Here is a 19,222-nt window from a genome sequence, read left to right on the forward strand (position 1 = left end):
TCACGCCCCCAGACGAGTTCCAAGAATCTCCGCCACCTGGGGCACGTCCTTGTCCCCCCGGCCGGAAAGGTTGACCACCATGAGATGATCCTTCGCCCGCGCCGGCGCCAGCTCGATCACCTTGGCGATGGCATGGGCGGATTCCAACGCCGGAATAATGCCCTCGAGGCGGGTCAGCAGTTGGAAGGCGTCGAGCGCCTCCTGGTCGGTGCAGGACAGATAGGTGGCGCGGCCCACGTCGTTCAGCCAGGAATGCTCCGGCCCGATGCCGGGATAGTCGAGGCCGGCGGAGATGGAATGGGCCTCGGTGATCTGGCCGTCGTCGTCCATCAGCAGATAGGTGCGATTGCCGTGCAGCACCCCCGGCCGCCCGCCGGCGATAGAGGCGGCGTGCTCGTGTGTGTCTAGGCCGCGCCCGGCCGCCTCGACGCCGAAGATCTCGACGGTGGAATCGTCCAGGAAGGGGTGGAACAGGCCCATGGCGTTGGAGCCACCGCCCACCGCGGCGACGAGGCTGTCCGGCAGGCGGCCTTCCATCTCCATCATCTGCTCGCGCGTCTCGCGGCCGATGATGGACTGGAAGTCGCGCACCATGGCCGGATAGGGGTGTGGCCCCGCCACCGTGCCGATGCAGTAGAAGGTGTCGTGCACGTTGGTCACCCAGTCGCGCAGCGCCTCGTTCATAGCGTCCTTCAGGGTGCGCGCGCCGGACTGCACCGGCACCACCTCGGCGCCCAGCATCTTCATGCGGAACACGTTGGGCGCCTGACGCTCCACGTCCACGGCGCCCATGTAGACCACGCACTTGAGCCCGAAGCGCGCGCACAGGGTGGCGGTGGCGACGCCGTGCTGGCCGGCGCCGGTCTCGGCAATGATCCGCTCCTTGCCCATGCGGCGGGCGAGCAGGATCTGGCCGAGCACGTTGTTCACCTTGTGGGAGCCGGTGTGGTTCAGCTCCTCGCGCTTCAGATAGACCTTGGCGCCGCCCAGGTGGTCGGTAAGACGCTCGGCGAAATAGAGCGGCGAGGGCCGGCCCACGTAGTGAGTGAGGTAGCCTGCCATCTCCGCGTGATAGGCGGGATCGGCCTTGGCCTCCTCATAGGCCCGTTCCAGCTCCAGGATCAGCGGCATCAGCGTCTCGGCGACAAAGCGCCCGCCATGGATGCCGAAATGGCCGCGGTGATCGGGGCCGGTGCGATAGGAATTGAGAGCGGTCACGACGCGCGGACTTTCGGTGAGAGGTCGGCGGCCCCGTCCGCTGCGCGGTCAGGGGCCCCGGGATCGGGAAGGCCGGCCGCGGCGCGTCGGGCCGCGGCGATGAAGGCGCGGATCTTGTCGGGGCTTTTGACGCCGGGCGCATCCTCCACACCTGACGATACGTCCACCCCGCTCATCCGGACCACGCCGAGGGCCTGCGACACGTTGTCGGCAGCAAGGCCTCCGGAAAGCATGAGAGGCCGCCCAACGTCAAGGCCGGCAACCAGCGTCCAGTCGAACGGAACGCCGTTGCCGCCCGGCAACAGCGCGCCGGGATCGGGCTTGGCATCGAACAGGATGCGGTCGGCGACCTCGGCATAGGCGCCGAGCGCCGCAAGATCCTCCCGCCGCGCCACCGGCAGCGCCTTCATGACCGGCACCGCGAAGCGGGCGCGGATCGCGGCGACGCGCTCCGGCGTCTCGGTGCCGTGCAGCTGGATGAGGTCCGGCGAGAAGGCGGCAACCACCTCGGCCACCAGGGCGTCGTCCGGATTGACGAGCAGCGCCACCTTCTTCGCCCGTCCGGCCACCCGCGCCACGAGGGGCGGCGCATCGGCCAAGGCGAGGTGGCGCGGGCTTTTCGGAAAATGCACGAAACCGACGAAATCGGCCCCGGCATCGAGCGCCGCGTCGAGGGCCTCGGCCGTCCTGATGCCGCAAATCTTGATATCGAGGCGTCCGTCGTCGCTTGTCATCTCGTCAGCCCTGCCGGCCGCCGGTCGCGGCGGCTGCGGGGGACGCTCCTCCCAGCGGGGCGGCGTCCCGGATCATGTCTCCACGCGGGTGAATTGCCCGGCCTTGCGGAACCGCCAGAGGTAGGTGGGCAGGACCGCCGACAGCGCCGCGGGGGAGATGTCGAGGCCGGCGAAGGTCAGCCCCGCCGCCCTTGCGGCGTCCGACACCACATTGTCCGAGCGCAGCATGGCCACCTGGTCCGTGGTGAGGGGCGCGCCCGGCGCCCACTGGGTCAGGCCGGCGATGAAATTGGCGAAGCCGAACGGCAGGTCTACGAGAAGGCGCTGGGCGCCGATCTCACGCAGCATCAGCTCCATCAGCTCGCGGAAGGTCCGCACTTCCGGCCCGCCCAGTTCGTAGGTGGCGCCGGCCTTGGCCTTGCCGTCCACCGCCTTGAGCACGGCGGCGGCCACATCGCCCACGAACACCGGCTGGAAGCGCGTGGCGCCACCGCCGATGAGGGGCAGCGCGGGGGAAAGCCGGGCCATGGCGGCGAAGCGGTTGAAGAAGGTGTCCTCCGGCCCGAACATGACCGACGGACGGAAGATCACCGCGTCCGGCACCGCGGCGCGGACCGCTTCCTCGCCTTCCGCCTTGCTGCGACCGTAGCCCGACGGGGAGTCCGCATCGGCGCCGATGGCCGAGACATGCACCAGCGGCGTGCCCCGGGCCGCCGCGGCGGCGGAGACGGCGCGGGCGCCATAGACATGGACCGCGTCGAAGCTCTGGCGGCCGGTCTCGGCCAGCACGCCCACGAGGTTGACCACGGCCTCGGCGCCGTCAACGGCGCGGGCGACGCTGTCGGGAAAGCGCACGTTGGCCTGGCTGACCTGGATCTGCCCGACGAAGCCGAGGGGCTGGAGGAAACCGGCGAGCTCGGGCCGGCGGACCGCCACGCGGACGCGATAGCCGCGCATGGCGAGCGCGCGCACCACGTGGCGGCCGACAAAGCCGGAGCCGCCGAAGACCGTCACCAGACTGTCGTTCACCGGACGATCGGTCACCGTCACATCGTTCATGCCGAACCCCCGCCTTAACCGGCCGTCGACCGGCGCGCCGCGCGCTGCCGGTCCGCACTATATAGAATGCGCCGTGCACATACGCGATGGCGGCCCGCTCCGTAAAGCCGGGCCTCGCGGGCGCGGCGGGCGATCGCATATTGACGTGGAGGCTGCGCCCCACTATAAGCCCGGCACTTCGCTGGTGGCATCGGCTGCCGGCTTGTTCACCCATTCATGCGCGACGCGGGTCGGGTCCTTGAGAGCCGTTCCACCGGGCGCGAACCAGCAAGGACGGCCGATGGCCAATACGCCTTCCGCCAAGAAAGCGGTGCGCAAGATCGAGCGCCGCACCGAAGTGAACCGGGCTCGGCGCTCCCGCGTGCGCACCTTCCTGCGCAAGCTCGAGGACGCGCTTGCGTCCGGCGACGCGTCCGCCGCGACCGCCGCCTTCCAGGCCGCCGAGCCGGAGATCATGCGCGCGGTCACCAAGGGCGTAATTCACAAGAATACCGCCGCGCGCAAGGTTTCGCGCCTCGCTGCCCGGGTGAAGACTCTCAGCGCTTGATTTAGATCAAGAATACTTCCTGACGTGATGCAAAGGCCCGGCTTCGCTGGGCCTTTTTGCTTGTCTGCATCCCAGTTCATCCATAGATCCGCGCCGGCGGCGAACCGGAATCGATTCGCGGCGCGCGTCAAGCGCCCTCTCCTCGGGCCACAGCGAGCAAACTTCAGCGCGGCCATAAGCAATGGGTTTTCCGACCGATCAAAAAATCCCGATCCCCAAGAAGAGCTTAGTGGCCAAAGGTCAACCTGCGCCAAAGCGGACCCGTTTTGCAGGTAACACGGAACCGAAAGCGGCGGCTCGCACCTCGCCGGGGGATATCTTGCCGGCTCCGTGAATCTCATTGTCCCGACAGAGGTTTGCCGGCTGACATGAAACGGCGGGTGTGGCGGTCGCGCACCGGCTTTTGCCCGTTATCCCATGGGCGGGGGGAAAGCCGTTGCACCCCCCAAACCGGCTGTGTATGTTCAATCTCACTCCGGGAGCGACACCGGGGGATCACCGATAGAATGAAGATTTCACGGCTCTTCGTGGCTGAGGAGGGGATGTATCGTGTCTGTATTCGTTCACGAACCCCTCAGCGCGATCTTTGCCCTGCGTGCGCGTAACCTTCATTCGTTGGAGCTATGCTGAGAGTGGGCATCTGATCCTCCTCTGAGCATCTACGAGACCAAACAAAAATCTGGTTTATTCCAACGCCGCCGATGATCTTCGTCGGGGGAAATGGGGCGACTATGACTTCAGGCACATACGCGGCAGCGGACGCAGAATCAGCTCCGGCATTCCATTCGGTCTCGCGTTGCGTTCGAGCCTTCCCGGACCCCGTGTTCCGGCGCGTGTGCACCTCGCCCCCCTGCCTCTTCCGGTCGCGCGCATGATGGTGCGCTGACGCGGTGGTGCCTGCGCGCACCCTTTGAAATTCCACCACATTCGCACGAGGCCGCGCTGCCCGCGAGGGCGCGATCGGCTTTTGCATCTCCAACCAGGGACCCGCCTTTCGGGCGGTCGGAGCACCTATGCTCAAACCACTTTCGCCGGACGCCCCGCGCCCCGGAACAGCCCCTTTTCAAGCCCTCGTGGAGGCCGCCGATATGGATTGCCCGTCGAGCCCATGGGACCGGGTGCGTCTGCGTCTGCGTGAGGAGATCGGCGAGGAGAAGTTCACCAGCTGGTTCGCCCGCATGGACCTCGACGCGCTGACCTCCGATGTCGTGCTGCTGTCGGTTCCCACGCGCTTTCTCAAGTCGTGGATTCACGAGAACTATCTCCCGCGCATCACCGATATCTGGGCGGAGGAGAGCGGCGCCCGTCGGCGCGTCGACCTCACCGTGCGCAGCGCCTTCGCCCGTCCGGTGGCGCTCAAGTCCACCTCCCCGCGCGAGGTGGTGAGCGAGCGCACCGAGCGCCCGGCCGAGCCCCGCGCCGCCGCCCCCCGCAACGCCGAGAGCCGCCCGGCCGAGGTGCGCGACGCCGGTGGCGACGTGGCGTCCGGCTCGCCCCTCGACCCGCGCCTCACCTTCGAGAGCTTCGTGGTCGGCAAGTCCAACTCCCTTGCCTTTGCCGCCGCCCGTCAGGTGGCTGAAGCCCCCGCGGGCGCGGCGCCGGTCTTCAACCCGCTCTATCTCCATGCCGCCGTCGGCCTCGGCAAGACCCACCTGCTCCAGGCGGTGGCACGGGCCGGCGCCGCCCATGGCCGGCGCACCACCTACCTCACCGCCGAGCGCTTCATGTACGGCTTCGTGGCTGCGCTGAAGGCGCATTCGGCCATCGCCTTCAAGGATACGCTGCGCACCATCGACACCCTGGTGATCGACGACCTGCAATTCCTCAAGGGGAACAATCTCCAGCAGGAATTCTGCCATACACTCAATGCGTTGCTGGACGGCGGGCGGCAGGTAGTGGTGGCGGCCGACTGCCTTCCCGGTGAGCTTGAGCACCTCGACGAGCGGGTCCGCTCGCGCCTTGCCGGCGGCCTCGTGGTGGAGCTCGCGGCGCTGGAGGAAGACCTGCGCCTGGAGATCCTGAAGTCGCGCTACCAGACCCTGGCGGAGCAGCACCAGGGCTTCGCCGTGCCTGCGCCGGTGCTGGAGTTCCTCGCCCGCAGCGTCGGCCAGAGCGGCCGCGACCTCGACGGCGCGCTCAACAAGCTCCTCGCCTTCAACCAGCTCACCGGGGAACCGGTGACGCTCGACATGGCGGAAAACGCGGTCAAGGACCTCATCCGCCCCACCGACCCGCGGCGGGTGCGCATCGACGACATCCTGCGCGTGGTGGCCAAGCACTACAACGTGTCGCGGGCCGACCTTTTGTCCCAGCGCCGCACCGCCAACGTGGTCAAGCCGCGCCAGATCGCCATGTATCTGGCCAAGACCCTCACCCTGCGCTCGCTGCCGGAGATCGGCCGGCGCTTCGGCGGCCGCGACCATACCACCGTGCTCCACGCGGTGCGCAAGATCGACGGCCTTGTGGCTACCGACCGGGCGCTCGCCGAGGAGATCGAGGTGTTGAAGCGCCTCGCGCTGGATGCGTGACCGAAGCATGACCCGGGCGTGACCCGCGCCTGATCGCGATCGCGCCCGCTCCGCCCTCGCGCAGTGCTGAGGGCGGGTGGTTTTCTGCCTTCCCGCAAAATCTCCCCCCCAACCCTTGCCTTGCGGCGGCTTGGGCGGCAATGTCGGCGGCCCGGCATTCGATCTCCTCGGATGCCGAGCGGTGCTCCTCGCGCCGCCGCGCCACGCCACACCGGCGCTCGCCCCCCTCGCCCGCAACGGCGGATGAGCGGGCCGGCGGGCGTCATCCTTAGATTGTCGGGGCGGACCCACCGGCGGGACAGTGCGATCCCGCGGCAGGCCGGCTCGAAGCGAAGAGTGAACGGGCCAGGACCATGAAGGTCACCGTCGAGCGCGCCGAGCTTCTCAAATCGTTGAGCCACGTGCACCGTGTCGTGGAGCGGCGCAACACCATTCCGATCCTCGCCAACGTGCTCATCAAGGCCGGCAAAAGCGGACTGGAGCTGAAGGCGACCGACCTCGACCTCGAGGTGGTGGAGAATGTGCCGGCCGAGACCGGGCAGGCGGGCGCCACCACCGTCCCCGCCCACGTGCTCTACGACATCGTGCGCAAGCTGCCCGAGGGGGCGCAGGTGCAGCTGGAGGTCGGCGGCGAGCGCGGCACCCTCACGGTTCGCGCCTCGCGCGCCCGCTTCACCCTGCAGACCCTGCCGGAAGCCGATTTCCCGGATCTCGCCGCGGGCGAGTTCTCCCACACCTTCAAGGTGAAGGGCGCGGACTTCCGCCGCCTCGTGGACAAGACCCAGTTCGCCATCTCCACCGAGGAGACGCGCTATTATCTCAACGGCATCTATCTGCACGTCACCGACGGCGCGAATGGCAAGGCGATGCTGCGCGCGGTGGCGACGGACGGCCACCGGCTCGCCCAGGCCGAGCTGGAGGCCCCTGCCGGCTCGGCCGGCCTGCCGGGCGTGATCGTGCCGCGCAAGACCGTGGCCGAGATCCAGAAGCTGCTGGAGGACAAGGAGACGGAAGCCACCATCTCCCTCTCCGCCACCAAGATCCGGGTGCAGGTGGGCGCCATCGTCCTCACCTCCAAGCTCATCGACGGCACCTTCCCGGACTATGGCCGGGTCATCCCCCAGGGCAACGACAAGACCCTCATCGTCGACAAGGACGAATTCGCCGCCGCGGTGGACCGCGTCTCCACCGTCTCCAGCGAGCGCGGGCGGGCGGTGAAGCTGTCGCTGGGCGACGGCAAGATGGTTCTGTCCGTCACCAATCCGGATTCCGGCAGCGCCACCGAGGAGCTCGAGGTGGACTACGCCGCCGAGCCCCTCGATATCGGCTTCAATTCCCGCTACCTGCTGGACATCACCTCCCAGCTCGAGGGCGACACGGCGGAGCTCAAGCTCGCCGATCCCGGCTCGCCCACGCTGGTGCGCGATTCCACCAAGACGGATGCGCTCTACGTCCTCATGCCCATGCGGGTGTGAGGCGGGAGCGCCCAAAGGCGCCGCCGGCGCCGCCGCGGCGGACGTGACGTCAATGCCCCACGCCGCCGTTCTCAAGCTCACCCTCACGGGCTTCCGCTCCTATGGCGCGGCGCAGATCTCCGTCGGCCCCGGGCCGGTGGTGCTCACCGGACCCAACGGCGCGGGCAAGACCAATGTCCTCGAAGCCCTCTCCTTCCTCTCCCCCGGCCGCGGGCTGAGGCGCGCCCAACTGGGCGACATCGGTCATCGCGAGGGCGGCGACACCGTGGACGCCGCAGGCACGCCCTGGGCCGTCTCGGCCTTCATCGAGGGAGCCCTGGGCGAGGCGCGCCTCGGCACCGGCTATGATCCGGCGCAGGAGGGCGGCCAGCGGCGCTGCCGCATCGACGGCGAAGCCGCCCCCTCGGCCAACGCCTTCCTCGATCATCTCAAGGTGCTCTGGCTGACGCCGGAGATGGACGGCCTGTTCCTCGGTCCGCCGGGCGACCGGCGGCGCTATCTGGACCGGCTGGTGCTGGCGGTGGACGCCGCCCACGGCGCGCGGGTGAACGGGCTGGAGCGGGCGCTGCGCTCGCGCAACCGGCTTTTGGAGGACAACGGCTCGGCGCGCTTCCTGGACGCCGTGGAGCACGAGGTGGCCGAACTGGCGGTGGCGGTGGCGGCAGCGCGGCTGGAAACGGTAGCGCGCCTTGCCGCCGAAATCGCCGCCCATCGCGACGAGGCTTCGCCCTTTCCCTTCGCCGAGCTGGCTTTGGACGGGGCGGTGGAGCGCCTCATAGCCATCCGCCCAGCGCTGGAGGTGGAGGACCGCTACCGCGCCGTGCTGCGGGATAACCGCCCCAGGGACCGCGCCGCCGGGCGGACGCTGGAAGGGCCGCACCTCACCGATTTATCGGTGAGCCATGGCGAGAAGCAGTTGCCGGCGGCGCGCTGCTCCACCGGCGAGCAGAAGTCGCTGCTCATCGGCCTAACCCTCTCCCACGCGCGCCTCGTGGCCGCCATGCAGGGGCTCTCGCCGCTGCTGCTGCTGGACGACGTTGCCGCCTATCTCGATGCCGATCGTCGGGCCGGCCTGTTCGAGGCGCTGGACCGCCTCGGCGCGCAGGTTTGGATGACCGGGGCCGATCCCGCGGCCTTCGCCGCGCTGGATGCGGCGGTGCGTTTCACCGTCGCTCCCGGACGCGTCGCGGCGGCCTGAGCTCCTTCTTCCGCCGCCGGGTCTTCTGCCTTAAACAGCGCCCATGCCGATCCGCCCCGCCCTCTCCTCCGACATCCCCGCCATCAGCGCCATCTATGACGAAGCCGTGCGCACCGGCACCGCCTCGTTCGAGCTCCAGCCGCCGGGCGCCGCCGAGATGGCGCGCCGCCACGCCGCTTTGGTGGAGAGCGGCTATCCCTATCTGGTGCTGGAGGAGGAGGGTGTGCTGCTGGGTTATGCCTATGCCAGCGCCTTCCGGCCGCGCATCGCCTATCGCTACACGGTGGAGAATTCCATCTATGTGGACGAGGCGGCCCGCGGCCGCGGGGTCGGGCGGGCGCTGCTCGTCGCCCTGATCGAGGCGTGCGAGGCGCGCGGCTTCCGCCAGATGGTGGCGGTGATCGGCGACAGCGCCAATGCTGGATCCATCGCTCTGCACCGGTCCTGCGGCTTCGACTCCATCGGCATCCTGCCCGCCACCGGCCTCAAGTTCGGCCGGTGGATCGACACGGTGCTGATGCAACGCGCCCTGGGTCCCGGGGCGAGCACGGTTCCTTCCGACGGAGACGACTCCCTCAGCGGGTGATGAGGGTGCCTGCGCCGTGGTCGGTGAGGAGTTCCAGCAGCACCGCGTGGGGCACCTTGCCGTCGAGGATCACCACGCCCTCCACTCCCTGCTCCAGGGCATAGATGCAGGTCTCGACCTTGGGGATCATCCCGCCCGAGATGGTGCCGTCGGCGATGAGTGCCTGGGCCTCGGCGATGGTGAGACGGGGAATGAGCTGCTTGGTCTTGTCCAGCACGCCGGGCACGTCGGTGAGCAACAGCAGGCGCTTGGCGCCCAACGCCCCGGCGATGGCCCCGGCGAAGGTGTCGGCGTTCACATTGTAAGTGCCGCCGTCCACCGCGGCCGCCACCGGCGCGAGCACCGGGATCAGCTCGCGACGCAGGATCTGGTCGAGGACGGAGGTGTCCACCTTGTCCGGCTCGCCGACGAAGCCGAGGTCCACCACCTGCTCGATCTTGCTGTCGGGATCGACGATCACGCGGCTGGCCTTCTTGGCCAGCACCATGTTGCCGTCCTTGCCGCACAGGCCGATGGCCTTGCCGCCCGCCTCGTTAATGAAGCCGACGATCTGCTTGTTGATGGAGCCGGCGAGCACCATCTCGACGATTTCCACCGTGGCCTTGTCGGTGATGCGCAGGCCGGCGGCGAATTCGGACTTGATGCCGAGCTTCGCCAGCATGGCGCCGATCTGCGGGCCGCCGCCATGCACCACCACGGGATTCACGCCGGACTGCTCCAGCAGCACGATGTCCTGTGCGAAGTTGCGCGCCACATCCTCGCTGCCCATGGCGTGGCCGCCGTACTTCACCACGACGATGGCGTCGTCATAGAGCTGCATGTGGGGCAGCGCCCGGGCCAGCACCTCGGCCTGCAGCTGGGGTTCCGATACCGGAGGGGAAAGGGGCTCGGTCATGGGGCGCTCGCTGGTGGGCGGCGACCACGGCCGCCGGGCGGCGCCCTTCTAGCCGTTTCCCCTGGCAGGTGAAAGGCCCGCGCCGCGGCGGCACCGGGATATGGCTGCCGCTGCGTCCTGCCGCAACTGACGCGACGTCAGTCTTTTCAGGGTCGCGAAAAGGTGATGGGTGGCGGCTCCGGCGCACCACAATCGCAGGGTCAACACCCTGGCGCCGCTTCCGCAAGCCGCCTCCAGCCCGAAGCCAGAGAGACCGCCCGGCCCGCCATGACCGTTACCGTTCCGCCCGCTCCGCTCCCTGAGACCATCCCCGTGCTGCCGGCGGCCGATGGGCCCGCCGCGACCCGTCCCCATGGCGCCCCGCCCGCGCGGCGGCCCCACGATCTGAGGCCCGGCACCATCCTCGTCCTGTTCGTCGCCTGCCTGGCGCTGGTCTCGGTGCCGATCCTGAGCCACCCGATCCCGCCCCTGTCGGACTACGTGAACCACCTCGCCCGCATGCACGTCATCGCGGCGCTCCCGCACGATGCCGATATCGCGCGCTTCTACACGCTCCAATGGGCCATCATCCCCAACCTGATGATGGATCTGCTGGTGCCGCTGATCGACCGGATGACCGACATCTATGTCGCCGGCGAGATCTATACGCTTATGTGCTTCACCCTCATCACGGCGGGCACGCTGACGCTCAACCGGACCTTGTTCGGCACCTGGTCCGCCCTGCCGCTCATCGCCTTCCCCCTGCTCTACAACGCGGTCTTCCTGATCGGGGTGATGAACTATTATTTCGGCATCGGCCTCGCCCTGTGCGCCCTGTCAGCCTGGGTCGCGCTGCGCGACCGGCCCTGGCCGTGGCGGCATCTCGTGTCTGCCGGTTTCGTGGTGGCGCTGTTCTTCTGCCACCTGTTCGCCGCCGGCGTGTACGGCGTCGGCCTCCTCGCCTATGAGATCGACCGGCTGCGGCAGACGCGCGGCCCCCTGCGCCCGCGCCTCGTCGCCTTCGTCTGCGCCGGCCTGCCCTTCCTGCCCATCGTGCCGCTGCTGCTCGCGAGCCCCACCTGGGGCCTCAGCGGCGAGAACTACTGGGAGCCGCAGGGCAAGATCGACGGCATCGAAATGGTCTTCAACGTCTATTTCGACCACGTGGCGGTCGCGCTCGCAGCCATCATCGTCGGTGCCGGCGTGTGGGCGGCGCGGCATCGTCTGCTCCAGGTGCACAGCGTCCTGCTGCCCCTGCTGCTGGTGGCCGGTGTCGTCTATCTCGCCATGCCGCGCGTGGTGTTCGCCACCTACATGGCCGACCAGCGCCTGCCGGTCGCCATTGCCTTCATGGTGCTCGCGGCCATGCGGGTGGACCTGCGCCACCGCTTCGCGCGGCGCGGCTTCGCCGTGGTGCTGGTGCTGCTCCTCGCGGTGCGGGTGGGCGAGGTCCAGGTGGTTTGGAACCGCCTGTCGCAATGGACGGTGAACTTCGTCCAGTCGGTGTCGCTCATCCGTCCGGGATCGCGCGTGCTCGTCGCCTATGCCGATTCCCAGGCCGGCGCCGATCCGCAGGACCTCGGCCTCATGCACGCCGCCTGTCTCGCCATGATCGAGCGGTCCGCCCTCGTCACCACCGCCTTCACGGTGGAGGGCAAGCAGATCCTGCGGGCGCGCGCGCCCTACCGCGGCCAGGTGGACACCCAGGACGGCACCCCGCCGCAGATCGAGCAATTGCTCATCACCGAGGAGGAACCCTCGGCCGATGGGCCGCATTATTGGGACCTCTGGCCGACCAAATTCGATTATGTCTATCTGCTCTACACCGACCGCGGCGCGGCAAACCCGGACAGCGACCGGCTGAAGCTGGTGTTCGAGGGCGAGCGCTTCCAGCTCTATGCGGTGATCCCGCCGGCGGCGCCGCCATCCTAAGACGTCGAGCTGGGCCCCATGGCATCTTCGTCATGGCATCTTCGTCATGGCGCCGTCACGGTTCGATGCAACGGGAGGCGGCCCTTGCGCCGGCCTGCCAAACGGCGGACCGGAGCGCGCCGCGTTCAGGCCTTGACCGGAGACCCGATGGAAACCGTCCTCACCAATGCCCGCCTCATCCTCGACGAGGCCGTCATCGACGGCACGCTGACCCTTCGGGACGGGCGCATCCATCGGGTGGAGGAGGGGCGCGCACAGGGGCCGGCAGCGGTGGATTGCGAGGGCGATTTCATCGCCCCCGGCATCATCGACCTGCACACCGACGCCCTGGAGGGCCATTTCGTCCCGCGCCCCAAGGTGTTCTGGCCGGACGCACGGGCCGCCGCCTTGGCGCACGACGGTCAGACGGTGGCGAGCGGCATCACCACCGTGTTCGACGCCATCTGCGCTGGGGGCTTCGACCAGGCCAAGGCGGAGCGGCGCGCCCTGTTCGAGGTGATGCTGGACGCGGTGGCGCATGGCGCACCCCTGTTCCGCGCCGACCACCGCGTGCACCTGCGCTGCGAGATGACCGATCCCGATCTCATCGGGCTCGTCGAGCCGGCGCTGGCGCACCCGGCCCTCGGCTTCGCCTCGCTCATGGACCACACGCCCGGCGCCCGGCAGTGGCGCAACGTGGACGTGCTGCGCAACTTCCTTTTGGGCATCGGCAAGGACGCCGCAGAGGCAGACCGCGAGATCGGCGAGCGCACGGCGCGCGGCCGGGCCAATGTGGAGCGCAATTTCGCACCGCTGGTGGAGATGCTGGCCGCCACCGGCATGGTGCGCGCGAGCCACGACGACACCACGGCCGACCATGTGGAAACGGCCCGCGCCGCCGGCTGCACGGTGAGCGAATTCCCCACCACCCGCGAGGCTGCGACGCTGGCGCGCGAGGCGGGGCTCGGCACCATCGGCGGCGCGCCCAACGTGGTGCGCGGCGGCTCTCACTCCGGCGGCGTCGCCATGGGGGAACTGGCGCAGGACGGGCTGGTGGATGCCCTCGCCTCCGATTACGTGCCGGCGAGCCTGCTTCAGGCCGCCACCCGCCTGCACATGACGGACGGCGTCGCCCTGCCCGACGCCATGGCCCTCGTGACACGCAATCCCGCCCGGATGGCGGGGCTCGACGACCGCGGCCGGCTGGCGCCGGAGCTGCGCGCCGACCTGCTGCGCTTCCGCATCGTCGAGGGCACGCCCGTGGTGCGGCAGGTTCTGGTGGAGGGCGAGCGGGTGTTCTGAACCGAAGGTCAGAACACCGGCGGAATGATGCCCACCGGGAAGCCCGCGAGCTTCAGCGTGCCGGAATCGAATGAGAGGGCGAAGGTGGTGCCCTTGCGGCCCTCCACCTGGCCCGCCTTGCCCACCATGGCCAGCGCGGTGACGATGGGCGCGATCTCGCGCGGGATGACGCCGGCCCGGTCGAGGCCCTGCACGAGCTCGTTGAGGCCGGCGAAGCCGAGGTCCAGCTTGCCGTTGAGGCGCCCCTGGGTGTCCAGCGAGACGGCGCCGCCCGCCGTCACGGCGAGCCGCGGCGAGGTGACGACGAAGCGGTCCAGCTTGGCGACGCCGCCGGCCGCCGCCCAGGCACGCATGCGCTGGGCCAGGGGCATAGGCCGCAGGTCCGCCGAGGCGGTCACGGTGCCCTGGAGCGTCATGTCCACCGGGCCGGAGGCACCGAGCGCCGCCAGCACCGCGCTTTCCCCGCCGGCAAGGCCGGAGGCGTAGTCGACGCTGTCGGGCCGGCCTTCGGCTCCAGGCGAGCGGCGGGCGTGGAACTCGAACAGGCGGGCGGACAGAAGCGGCGCAGGCGGCGTGCCCGCGGCGCCGGGCTGCTCCAGCCGCACGTCCTGGGCCCGCAACGAGAAGCGGTCAGGCCGGCCGGAGAGGTCTCCGACGCCGCTCATCTGCAGCAGCGACCAGGCCGCCACATAGGCCGCGCCCGTATCGAGGTCCTCGACCCGGGCCGGACCGGTGAATTCGGCGACGAGATGGTTGGGCGCCCAGACCTGCGCCACCGCGTGCACCGACGCGGCGGTGAATCGCATGGCGTCGCCGCCGCGGGTCTCCAGCGTCGGCATCAGGCAGCGCAGCTCGAAGCGGAAGGGGAAGCCGGCGAGGTGCCGGTCCGAGCAGGTCCAGATGCGGCCGAGCTTGGCCTCGCGGCCGATCCAGGCATCGATCTCGCGCTGCGCCCGGTTGGCCGCGTAGAACCACACGCCGCTCCAGGCGACGGCGAGGACCACCAGAATGGCGAGGGGAACGATGACGAGCCAGGGCTTCGGGCGGCGGGTCGGGGCGTCTTCGGCAGTCATGCGCGTCCTTGCGGCTGTCCGCCCGCGCCATGACTTGCCTCGCTCACGGCTTGCGGCGGTCCTTGGCGGCTGTTAGGCGACGGTCTGGCGTTTCTGTCAACGCCGGGAGCGTCTGGCGCATCCACAGGGGACGAGCGGACGGTGAGGCAGGCCCACAGCATAGACGAGAGCGCCGGGCCGGGCGACGTGTGGGTGTTCGCTTACGGCTCGCTCATGTGGAACCCCGGCTTCCCCTTCGCCGAACGCTGCGAGGCGCGCCTCGTGGGCGCCCACCGCACCCTGTGCGTCTATTCGTTTCACCACCGCGGCACCCCCGAGAAGCCGGGCCTCGTGCTGGGGCTGGACATCGGCGGCTCGTGCCGCGGCATTGCCTATCGGGTCACGGCAGAGGAATGGCCGCAGACCCACGCCTATCTCACGGCGCGCGAGCAGATCTCGGGGGTGTATCGGGAAGCCGTGCGGCGCGTGCGGCTTCTGGACGGCTCGGGGCGGGAAGCGGCAGCGGTGGCCTATCTCGTCAACCGCGCCCACCCGCAATATGCCCGTGGCCTGACGCTCGACGACCAGCTTCACCTCGTGCGGCGCTCCCACGGCAAGTCCGGGCCGAACACCGATTATGTGGTGGCGACGGTGAAGGCGCTTGAGAGCCTCGGCATCCGCGACCCCGGCCTGTTCCACCTCGCCCAGCATCTCACCGCAAGCCACGCCTTGCCCGACGCCCTCCCCACCGATGCGGAAGACGACGGGCGTCCGTGACGAACCCGTCAGGCGGCGTGGCGCCGGTCGATCCGGCAGCGGACCATGCCGGCGGACCGGCGGACCGGCGTGGACTCAAAGCGGCGCATGAGACGGCGCAGCGCGCTCGCCTCCCCTTCGCCGAAGACGTGGATGTGGATTTCGTCGCCATCGAGCCGCTGCGCTGCCGACCGCGCGACGTCGCCGGCCGGACCCGCCCACATGGCAATGGAGCCAGCGGGGGTGCGCCGCGCGACCACGGCCAGGGCGTCGGGATAGTCCGGTGCGGAGGCGGCCGAATAGACCGAGAACACATGGCGCACGCCGTCTTCATCGCGCCAGAAGCGGAAGCGCGCGCCGAGGGCGCCGTGCTTGAGGCCGTTGAGGCCGCCGGCATCCACGAGAGGAATGAGGAGCGAATCAGTTGCGTTCATGAGAACGAAACTAGAACGATCCCCGGCCGTCGATCAAGAGTTTTCCACAGGGGTGGACAGCGGGGATGAAATGCCCCCTGCCCGCGCCCTCAGATCCGGCGGAGCGCGCTCGCCGAGCTCGGCCAATCCTTCGGCCAGAAGGCGGTCGCTGGCGGTCTCGATGAGCGGCTCGAGCGTGGCAATGAAGGCCGTCCTCGAGAGCCCTGGCGGGATGGGTGGCAGGATCTGCACACGAATAGTGCCGCGCCGCTTCAAGATGGCCCGGCGCGGCCAGTACAGACCCGAATTGAGGGCGATGGGCAGGCACGGCACCCGAAGGCTCGCATAAAGGTGGGCCACGCCGAACTTGTAGTCGGGCGGCGCCCCCGCGGGGCGACGGGTGCCTTCCGGGAAGATCAGGATCTGCCGGCCCTCCGCCATGTCCGCCTGGGCCCGGCGGGTCATCGCCTTCAGCGCCGACGATCCACCCTTGCGGTCCACCGGGATCATCCGCGCCTTGGCGGCGAACCAGCCGAACACCGGGATGCGCATCAGCTCCTTCTTCAGGATGAAGGCCGGGTCGGAGAAGAGCGGCAGCAGGGCGAAGGTCTCCCACGCCGACTGGTGCTTGGAGGCGATCAGCAGCGGGCCGTCGGGAATGTGCTCCAGCCCGCGGATCTCCGCCCTTGTCCCCACCAGCACGCGCAGCAGGAAGACATTGGTTGACACCCACCACATGACGCCGGTGCGCCACAGGCCCCGGCGCGACAGGAAAGGCAGGAAAGGCAGGAAGGCCAGCATGTACAGCGTCGTCACCAGATAGAAGGCGATCTGGAAGACGAACGAACGCAGGAAGGTCACAGGAGATCTCCGTGGGGCCCGCGCCCGCCGGCGACGGCCCGAAGCACCATTCTAGGGCGAGATCCGCGCCTGCGCCCGATGCGGTTCAGCACCGAGCCCCGAGCGGGGCGCCGCCGGCTCGGCTTCGGACGGGGCAGATGCCGGATCACCGGGACCCGCCACCGCCTGGGCCGGGCGGAACTTCACCGTGGCCATGATGTACTTCAGATACTCCTTGAAGAGGAGCTTCAGCGTGCCGAAATCGCTCCACCAGCGCTCCGGTTCGGTGCGGCTGGTGACGACGGGATAGGCCACCAGTTCCACGTCCGGCAAGGCGCGCGACAATTCCATCATGGCGCGCGGCATGTGCCAGGACGATGTCACCACCACGAGGGAGCGGAAGCTGCGGTCGCGCGCCCATTCCGCCACCTCCAGCGCGTTGCCGCGGGTGTTGAGCGCCTTGTGGCCAAGGTCGATGCAGCAGCCGATGAGGCGCTCGCCATCCGGCAAGGCGCGGCGCATCTCGTCCGGTGAGGTTGCCGGATTGACTCCGGTAATGAGCAGGCGCTGGCCCCGCCCGTCCTTGAGCAGCCCCACCGCGTCGATGATGCGCGAGGGGCCGCCGGTGAGCACGACGATGGCATCTGCTGGCCGCACCGCTGCCGGCTCGCGGCCCGCGATGAGAGCGGTGAAGGCGATAAAGCCCGCCGCTCCGGCCACCCCGCCAGCCCCCGCCAGCAGCACGGCGGCGATGACGAGCCGGCGCGCGAGTGTCCTGCGGCGCGGGGCTGCGTCCCCGTTCCTGCCCTGCCCGGGCCTCGACTGCCCCACCGTTCTGCGCTCGGTGTTCGACATGGTCATGCGGCAAAGAATGCCGCCGGAATGCGGCGACGGCGAGATGACCACGCGGCAGGCGCCGGACGGCCGGCAATCATTGAATCGTCCTCAACGTGCGGTAAACGGTGAAACGGGAGGTCAGCGCGGTCGCCAGCGCCACACCCACCACCGCCAGAGCGATGCCGAGAAAGCCGAGATAGCCGGGATTGAGCCACCCGAGCACCGTCGGCAGCTCAGGATCGCCCCCAAGCCCAAGGCGCGGCAGGGCGGCGAGGATGCCGAACACCGCCGCTGCCGCGACCCCGCCGATCACGCCGCCCTCGGCTCCGATCCTCAGGAAATGCCGCTGGAACTGGGCGGCGATGAAGCCGTCGCGGGCACCGACGAAATGCAGCACCTCCACCACCGCGCGGTTGGTGGCCACCGCCGCCCGGGTGGCGAACACCACGGAGAGCACGGTGGCGAGGCCCACCAGCACCAGCAGCACAATACCAATCAGCATCACACCGTCGGTCACCGCCACCAGCCGGCGCGACCAGCCGCGGTGGTCGTCCAGCGTGGCGGTGGGGATGCGGTCGGTCAGCGTGCGCTTCAGCCGCGCGAGGTCGGCGGTGCCGGAACCGTCGAGGCGCAGCACCACCACGCGCGGGATCGGCAAATCGGCAAGTTCCAGTCCCGACCCCAGCCAGGGCTCCAGCAGCCGGCCGGTCTCCTCGGGCGTCAGGATGTGGGCGCCGGCGATGCCCGGAGTCTTGCGCGCGATGTCGGCCGCGGCCTGCACCTGCGCATCGGTCGCCTGCTTGTCGCCGGCGCGGACCTGGATGGTCACCTCCTGCGTGACATCGCTGCGCCACTGGCTCGCGGTGCCCCGCACGGCGACGGCGGTGCCGATGGTGAGGCCGGCGAGGAAGGTCATGATGGCCACCACCGCCACCAGGGCACGGCCGGCAATGGTGGCCGACGGCACGATGGAGGCCAGCGCCCGCGCCTTGGCGCGCGGCGCCTCGCCGGCCGCGGCGGCGGGCGGCTTCTTCTCGGGGCGGGCGGCGTCAGTCATAGACATAGAGGCGGCCGTCGGCGATCACGAGGCGGCGGGCGTCGTACTGGTCCATCAGCGCGATGTCGTGGGTGGCGAGCAGCACCGACGTGCCCGACTTGTTCAGCTCGATGAACAGGCGCAGCAGGCGGCGGGCGAGCGTCGGGTCCACATTGCCCGTGGGCTCGTCGGCGAGCAGGAATTCCGGCCGGCCGATGAGCGCGCGGGCGATGGCGGCGCGCTGCTTCTCGCCACCGGACAAGACCGGCGGCAGCACGTGCATGCGGTCGCCCAGGCCGACCCAGCTCAAAAGCTCCGTCACCTCCGCGCGGTAGGCGGTCTCCTCCTTGCCGAGCACCCGCAGGGGCAGCGACACGTTCTCGTAGGTGGTGAGGTGGTCGAGCAGGCGGAAGTCCTGGAAGACGATGCCGATGCGCCGGCGCAGCACCGCTACCTCGTCCGGGTCGAGGGCGGAGACGTCGCGCCCGAACAGGGTGATGAGGCCGCGGGTCGGCTTCAGCGACAGGAAGAGGAGGCGCATCAGCGTGGTCTTGCCGGCGCCCGAGGGGCCGGTGAGAAACTGGAACGAATTGGGCTCGATGCCGAAGGACACGTCCTTCAGCACCTCGGGACCCATCCCGTATCTCAGGCCGACATTCTCGAACCTAACCACGCCCCACCCTTCTCGAATCGCGCCGCAGCGCGCGGATCACCATAAACCAAGCATGGCAAGGCGCCACCGCCGGCCGCGGGCGGGGGCGAGCACCCGCCGCGACGCGCGGCGCGATTGCGCCGGCCGGCTGTGCTGACTATGTGCGGGTGGACGCTGGCCGACCTTCGGGTCCATGCTCGCGCG

18 protein-coding genes are annotated in these 19,222 nt (G+C 69.5%); 8 read left to right on the plus strand and 10 right to left on the minus strand.

What is annotated here, in order from left to right; genetic code table 11:
• The 3 genes from trpB to ABLE93_RS12510 all read right to left on the minus strand — a co-directional run bounded on the left by trpB (position 1) and on the right by ABLE93_RS12510 (position 3,011).
• Positions 1-1,218, minus strand: a complete 1,218-nt coding sequence (gene trpB, locus ABLE93_RS12500; protein WP_348840138.1) for a tryptophan synthase subunit beta — start codon at positions 1,216-1,218, stop codon at positions 1-3.
• Positions 1,215-1,952, minus strand: coding sequence for a phosphoribosylanthranilate isomerase (locus tag ABLE93_RS12505; RefSeq protein WP_348840139.1), 738 nt, complete (start codon positions 1,950-1,952; stop codon positions 1,215-1,217). The genes trpB and ABLE93_RS12505 overlap by 4 nt, the downstream gene beginning before the upstream one ends.
• A gap of 72 nt (positions 1,953-2,024) precedes the next feature.
• Complete coding sequence (locus ABLE93_RS12510) at positions 2,025-3,011, minus strand: complex I NDUFA9 subunit family protein (RefSeq protein ID WP_348840140.1); 987 nt, start codon at positions 3,009-3,011, stop codon at positions 2,025-2,027.
• Positions 3,012-3,291: 280 nt separating this feature from the next.
• On the opposite strand from ABLE93_RS12510, the gene rpsT reads away from it, so the two are divergent.
• From rpsT to ABLE93_RS12535, 5 genes are all read left to right on the plus strand, one after another.
• Complete coding sequence (gene rpsT / locus ABLE93_RS12515) at positions 3,292-3,558, plus strand: 30S ribosomal protein S20 (protein ID WP_348840141.1); 267 nt, start codon at positions 3,292-3,294, stop codon at positions 3,556-3,558.
• Between the two features lie 1,088 nt (positions 3,559-4,646).
• Positions 4,647-6,086: a chromosomal replication initiator protein DnaA gene (gene dnaA / locus ABLE93_RS12520; RefSeq protein WP_348840142.1), complete on the plus strand. Its 1,440-nt coding sequence runs from the start codon at positions 4,647-4,649 to the stop codon at positions 6,084-6,086.
• Between the two features lie 353 nt (positions 6,087-6,439).
• Complete coding sequence (dnaN, locus tag ABLE93_RS12525; RefSeq protein WP_348840143.1) at positions 6,440-7,561, plus strand: DNA polymerase III subunit beta; 1,122 nt, start codon at positions 6,440-6,442, stop codon at positions 7,559-7,561.
• Positions 7,562-7,613: 52 nt separating this feature from the next.
• Entirely contained in the window at positions 7,614-8,759 is a 1,146-nt protein-coding gene (recF, locus tag ABLE93_RS12530) for a DNA replication/repair protein RecF (protein WP_348840144.1), read from the plus strand.
• Positions 8,760-8,802: 43 nt separating this feature from the next.
• Positions 8,803-9,345, plus strand: coding sequence for a GNAT family N-acetyltransferase (locus tag ABLE93_RS12535; RefSeq protein ID WP_348840145.1), 543 nt, complete (start codon positions 8,803-8,805; stop codon positions 9,343-9,345).
• On the opposite strand, the gene argB is transcribed toward ABLE93_RS12535, so the two are convergent.
• Complete coding sequence (gene argB, locus ABLE93_RS12540; RefSeq protein ID WP_348840146.1) at positions 9,335-10,240, minus strand: acetylglutamate kinase; 906 nt, start codon at positions 10,238-10,240, stop codon at positions 9,335-9,337. The two genes, ABLE93_RS12535 and argB, sit on opposite strands and share 11 nt — an antisense overlap.
• 267 nt (positions 10,241-10,507) lie before the next feature.
• On the opposite strand from argB, the gene ABLE93_RS12545 reads away from it, so the two are divergent.
• Positions 10,508-12,151 carry a hypothetical protein gene (locus tag ABLE93_RS12545; protein ID WP_348840147.1) on the plus strand — a complete coding sequence of 548 codons (1,644 nt, stop codon included), beginning with the start codon at positions 10,508-10,510 and terminating at the stop codon, positions 12,149-12,151.
• Between the two features lie 147 nt (positions 12,152-12,298).
• Positions 12,299-13,432 carry an alpha-D-ribose 1-methylphosphonate 5-triphosphate diphosphatase gene (locus ABLE93_RS12550; RefSeq protein ID WP_348840148.1) on the plus strand — a complete coding sequence of 378 codons (1,134 nt, stop codon included), beginning with the start codon at positions 12,299-12,301 and terminating at the stop codon, positions 13,430-13,432.
• A gap of 8 nt (positions 13,433-13,440) precedes the next feature.
• On the opposite strand, the gene ABLE93_RS12555 is transcribed toward ABLE93_RS12550, so the two are convergent.
• A complete protein-coding gene (locus ABLE93_RS12555; protein WP_348840149.1) occupies positions 13,441-14,505 on the minus strand; it encodes a DUF2125 domain-containing protein in 1,065 nt (354 codons plus the stop codon).
• A gap of 141 nt (positions 14,506-14,646) precedes the next feature.
• Between ABLE93_RS12555 and ABLE93_RS12560 the strand changes: the two genes are divergently transcribed.
• Positions 14,647-15,261, plus strand: a complete 615-nt coding sequence (locus tag ABLE93_RS12560; RefSeq protein WP_348840150.1) for a gamma-glutamylcyclotransferase — start codon at positions 14,647-14,649, stop codon at positions 15,259-15,261.
• A gap of 8 nt (positions 15,262-15,269) precedes the next feature.
• On the opposite strand, the gene ABLE93_RS12565 is transcribed toward ABLE93_RS12560, so the two are convergent.
• The 5 genes from ABLE93_RS12565 to ftsE form a co-directional block, all read right to left on the minus strand.
• Positions 15,270-15,674 (minus strand): hypothetical protein, encoded by a 405-nt coding sequence (locus tag ABLE93_RS12565; RefSeq protein ID WP_348840151.1) that lies wholly within the window; start codon positions 15,672-15,674, stop codon positions 15,270-15,272.
• A gap of 33 nt (positions 15,675-15,707) precedes the next feature.
• Positions 15,708-16,514 (minus strand): lysophospholipid acyltransferase family protein, encoded by an 807-nt coding sequence (locus ABLE93_RS12570; protein ID WP_348840152.1) that lies wholly within the window; start codon positions 16,512-16,514, stop codon positions 15,708-15,710.
• A gap of 51 nt (positions 16,515-16,565) precedes the next feature.
• Positions 16,566-17,354 carry a YdcF family protein gene (locus ABLE93_RS12575; protein ID WP_348840153.1) on the minus strand — a complete coding sequence of 263 codons (789 nt, stop codon included), beginning with the start codon at positions 17,352-17,354 and terminating at the stop codon, positions 16,566-16,568.
• A 70-nt stretch (positions 17,355-17,424) separates the two neighbouring features.
• Positions 17,425-18,393, minus strand: coding sequence for a cell division protein FtsX (locus tag ABLE93_RS12580; RefSeq protein WP_348840154.1), 969 nt, complete (start codon positions 18,391-18,393; stop codon positions 17,425-17,427).
• Entirely contained in the window at positions 18,380-19,039 is a 660-nt protein-coding gene (gene ftsE / locus ABLE93_RS12585) for a cell division ATP-binding protein FtsE (protein WP_348840155.1), read from the minus strand. The genes ABLE93_RS12580 and ftsE overlap by 14 nt, the downstream gene beginning before the upstream one ends.
• Between the last annotated feature and the right edge of the window lie 183 nt (positions 19,040-19,222).

The sequence above is a fragment of the Xanthobacter pollutisoli genome (genome assembly GCF_040044995.1).
Lineage (GTDB): Bacteria > Pseudomonadota > Alphaproteobacteria > Rhizobiales > Xanthobacteraceae > Xanthobacter.

Bases quoted from the DNA above. Each gene is read 5' to 3' on its own strand.
- ABLE93_RS12505 (WP_348840139.1), bottom strand. From the start codon at position 1,952: ATGACAAGCGACGACGGACGCCTCGATATCAAGATTTGCGGCATCAGG.
- ABLE93_RS12510 (WP_348840140.1), bottom strand. From the start codon at position 3,011: ATGAACGATGTGACGGTGACCGATCGTCCGGTGAACGACAGTCTGGTG.
- rpsT (WP_348840141.1), top strand. From the start codon at position 3,292: ATGGCCAATACGCCTTCCGCCAAGAAAGCGGTGCGCAAGATCGAGCGC.
- dnaA (WP_348840142.1), top strand. From the start codon at position 4,647: ATGGATTGCCCGTCGAGCCCATGGGACCGGGTGCGTCTGCGTCTGCGT.
- dnaN (WP_348840143.1), top strand. From the start codon at position 6,440: ATGAAGGTCACCGTCGAGCGCGCCGAGCTTCTCAAATCGTTGAGCCAC.
- recF (WP_348840144.1), top strand. From the start codon at position 7,614: ATGCCCCACGCCGCCGTTCTCAAGCTCACCCTCACGGGCTTCCGCTCC.
- ABLE93_RS12535 (WP_348840145.1), top strand. From the start codon at position 8,803: ATGCCGATCCGCCCCGCCCTCTCCTCCGACATCCCCGCCATCAGCGCC.
- argB (WP_348840146.1), bottom strand. From the start codon at position 10,240: ATGACCGAGCCCCTTTCCCCTCCGGTATCGGAACCCCAGCTGCAGGCC.
- ABLE93_RS12545 (WP_348840147.1), top strand. From the start codon at position 10,508: ATGACCGTTACCGTTCCGCCCGCTCCGCTCCCTGAGACCATCCCCGTG.
- ABLE93_RS12550 (WP_348840148.1), top strand. From the start codon at position 12,299: ATGGAAACCGTCCTCACCAATGCCCGCCTCATCCTCGACGAGGCCGTC.
- ABLE93_RS12555 (WP_348840149.1), bottom strand. From the start codon at position 14,505: ATGACTGCCGAAGACGCCCCGACCCGCCGCCCGAAGCCCTGGCTCGTC.
- ABLE93_RS12565 (WP_348840151.1), bottom strand. From the start codon at position 15,674: ATGAACGCAACTGATTCGCTCCTCATTCCTCTCGTGGATGCCGGCGGC.
- ABLE93_RS12575 (WP_348840153.1), bottom strand. From the start codon at position 17,354: ATGACCATGTCGAACACCGAGCGCAGAACGGTGGGGCAGTCGAGGCCC.
- ABLE93_RS12580 (WP_348840154.1), bottom strand. From the start codon at position 18,393: ATGTCTATGACTGACGCCGCCCGCCCCGAGAAGAAGCCGCCCGCCGCC.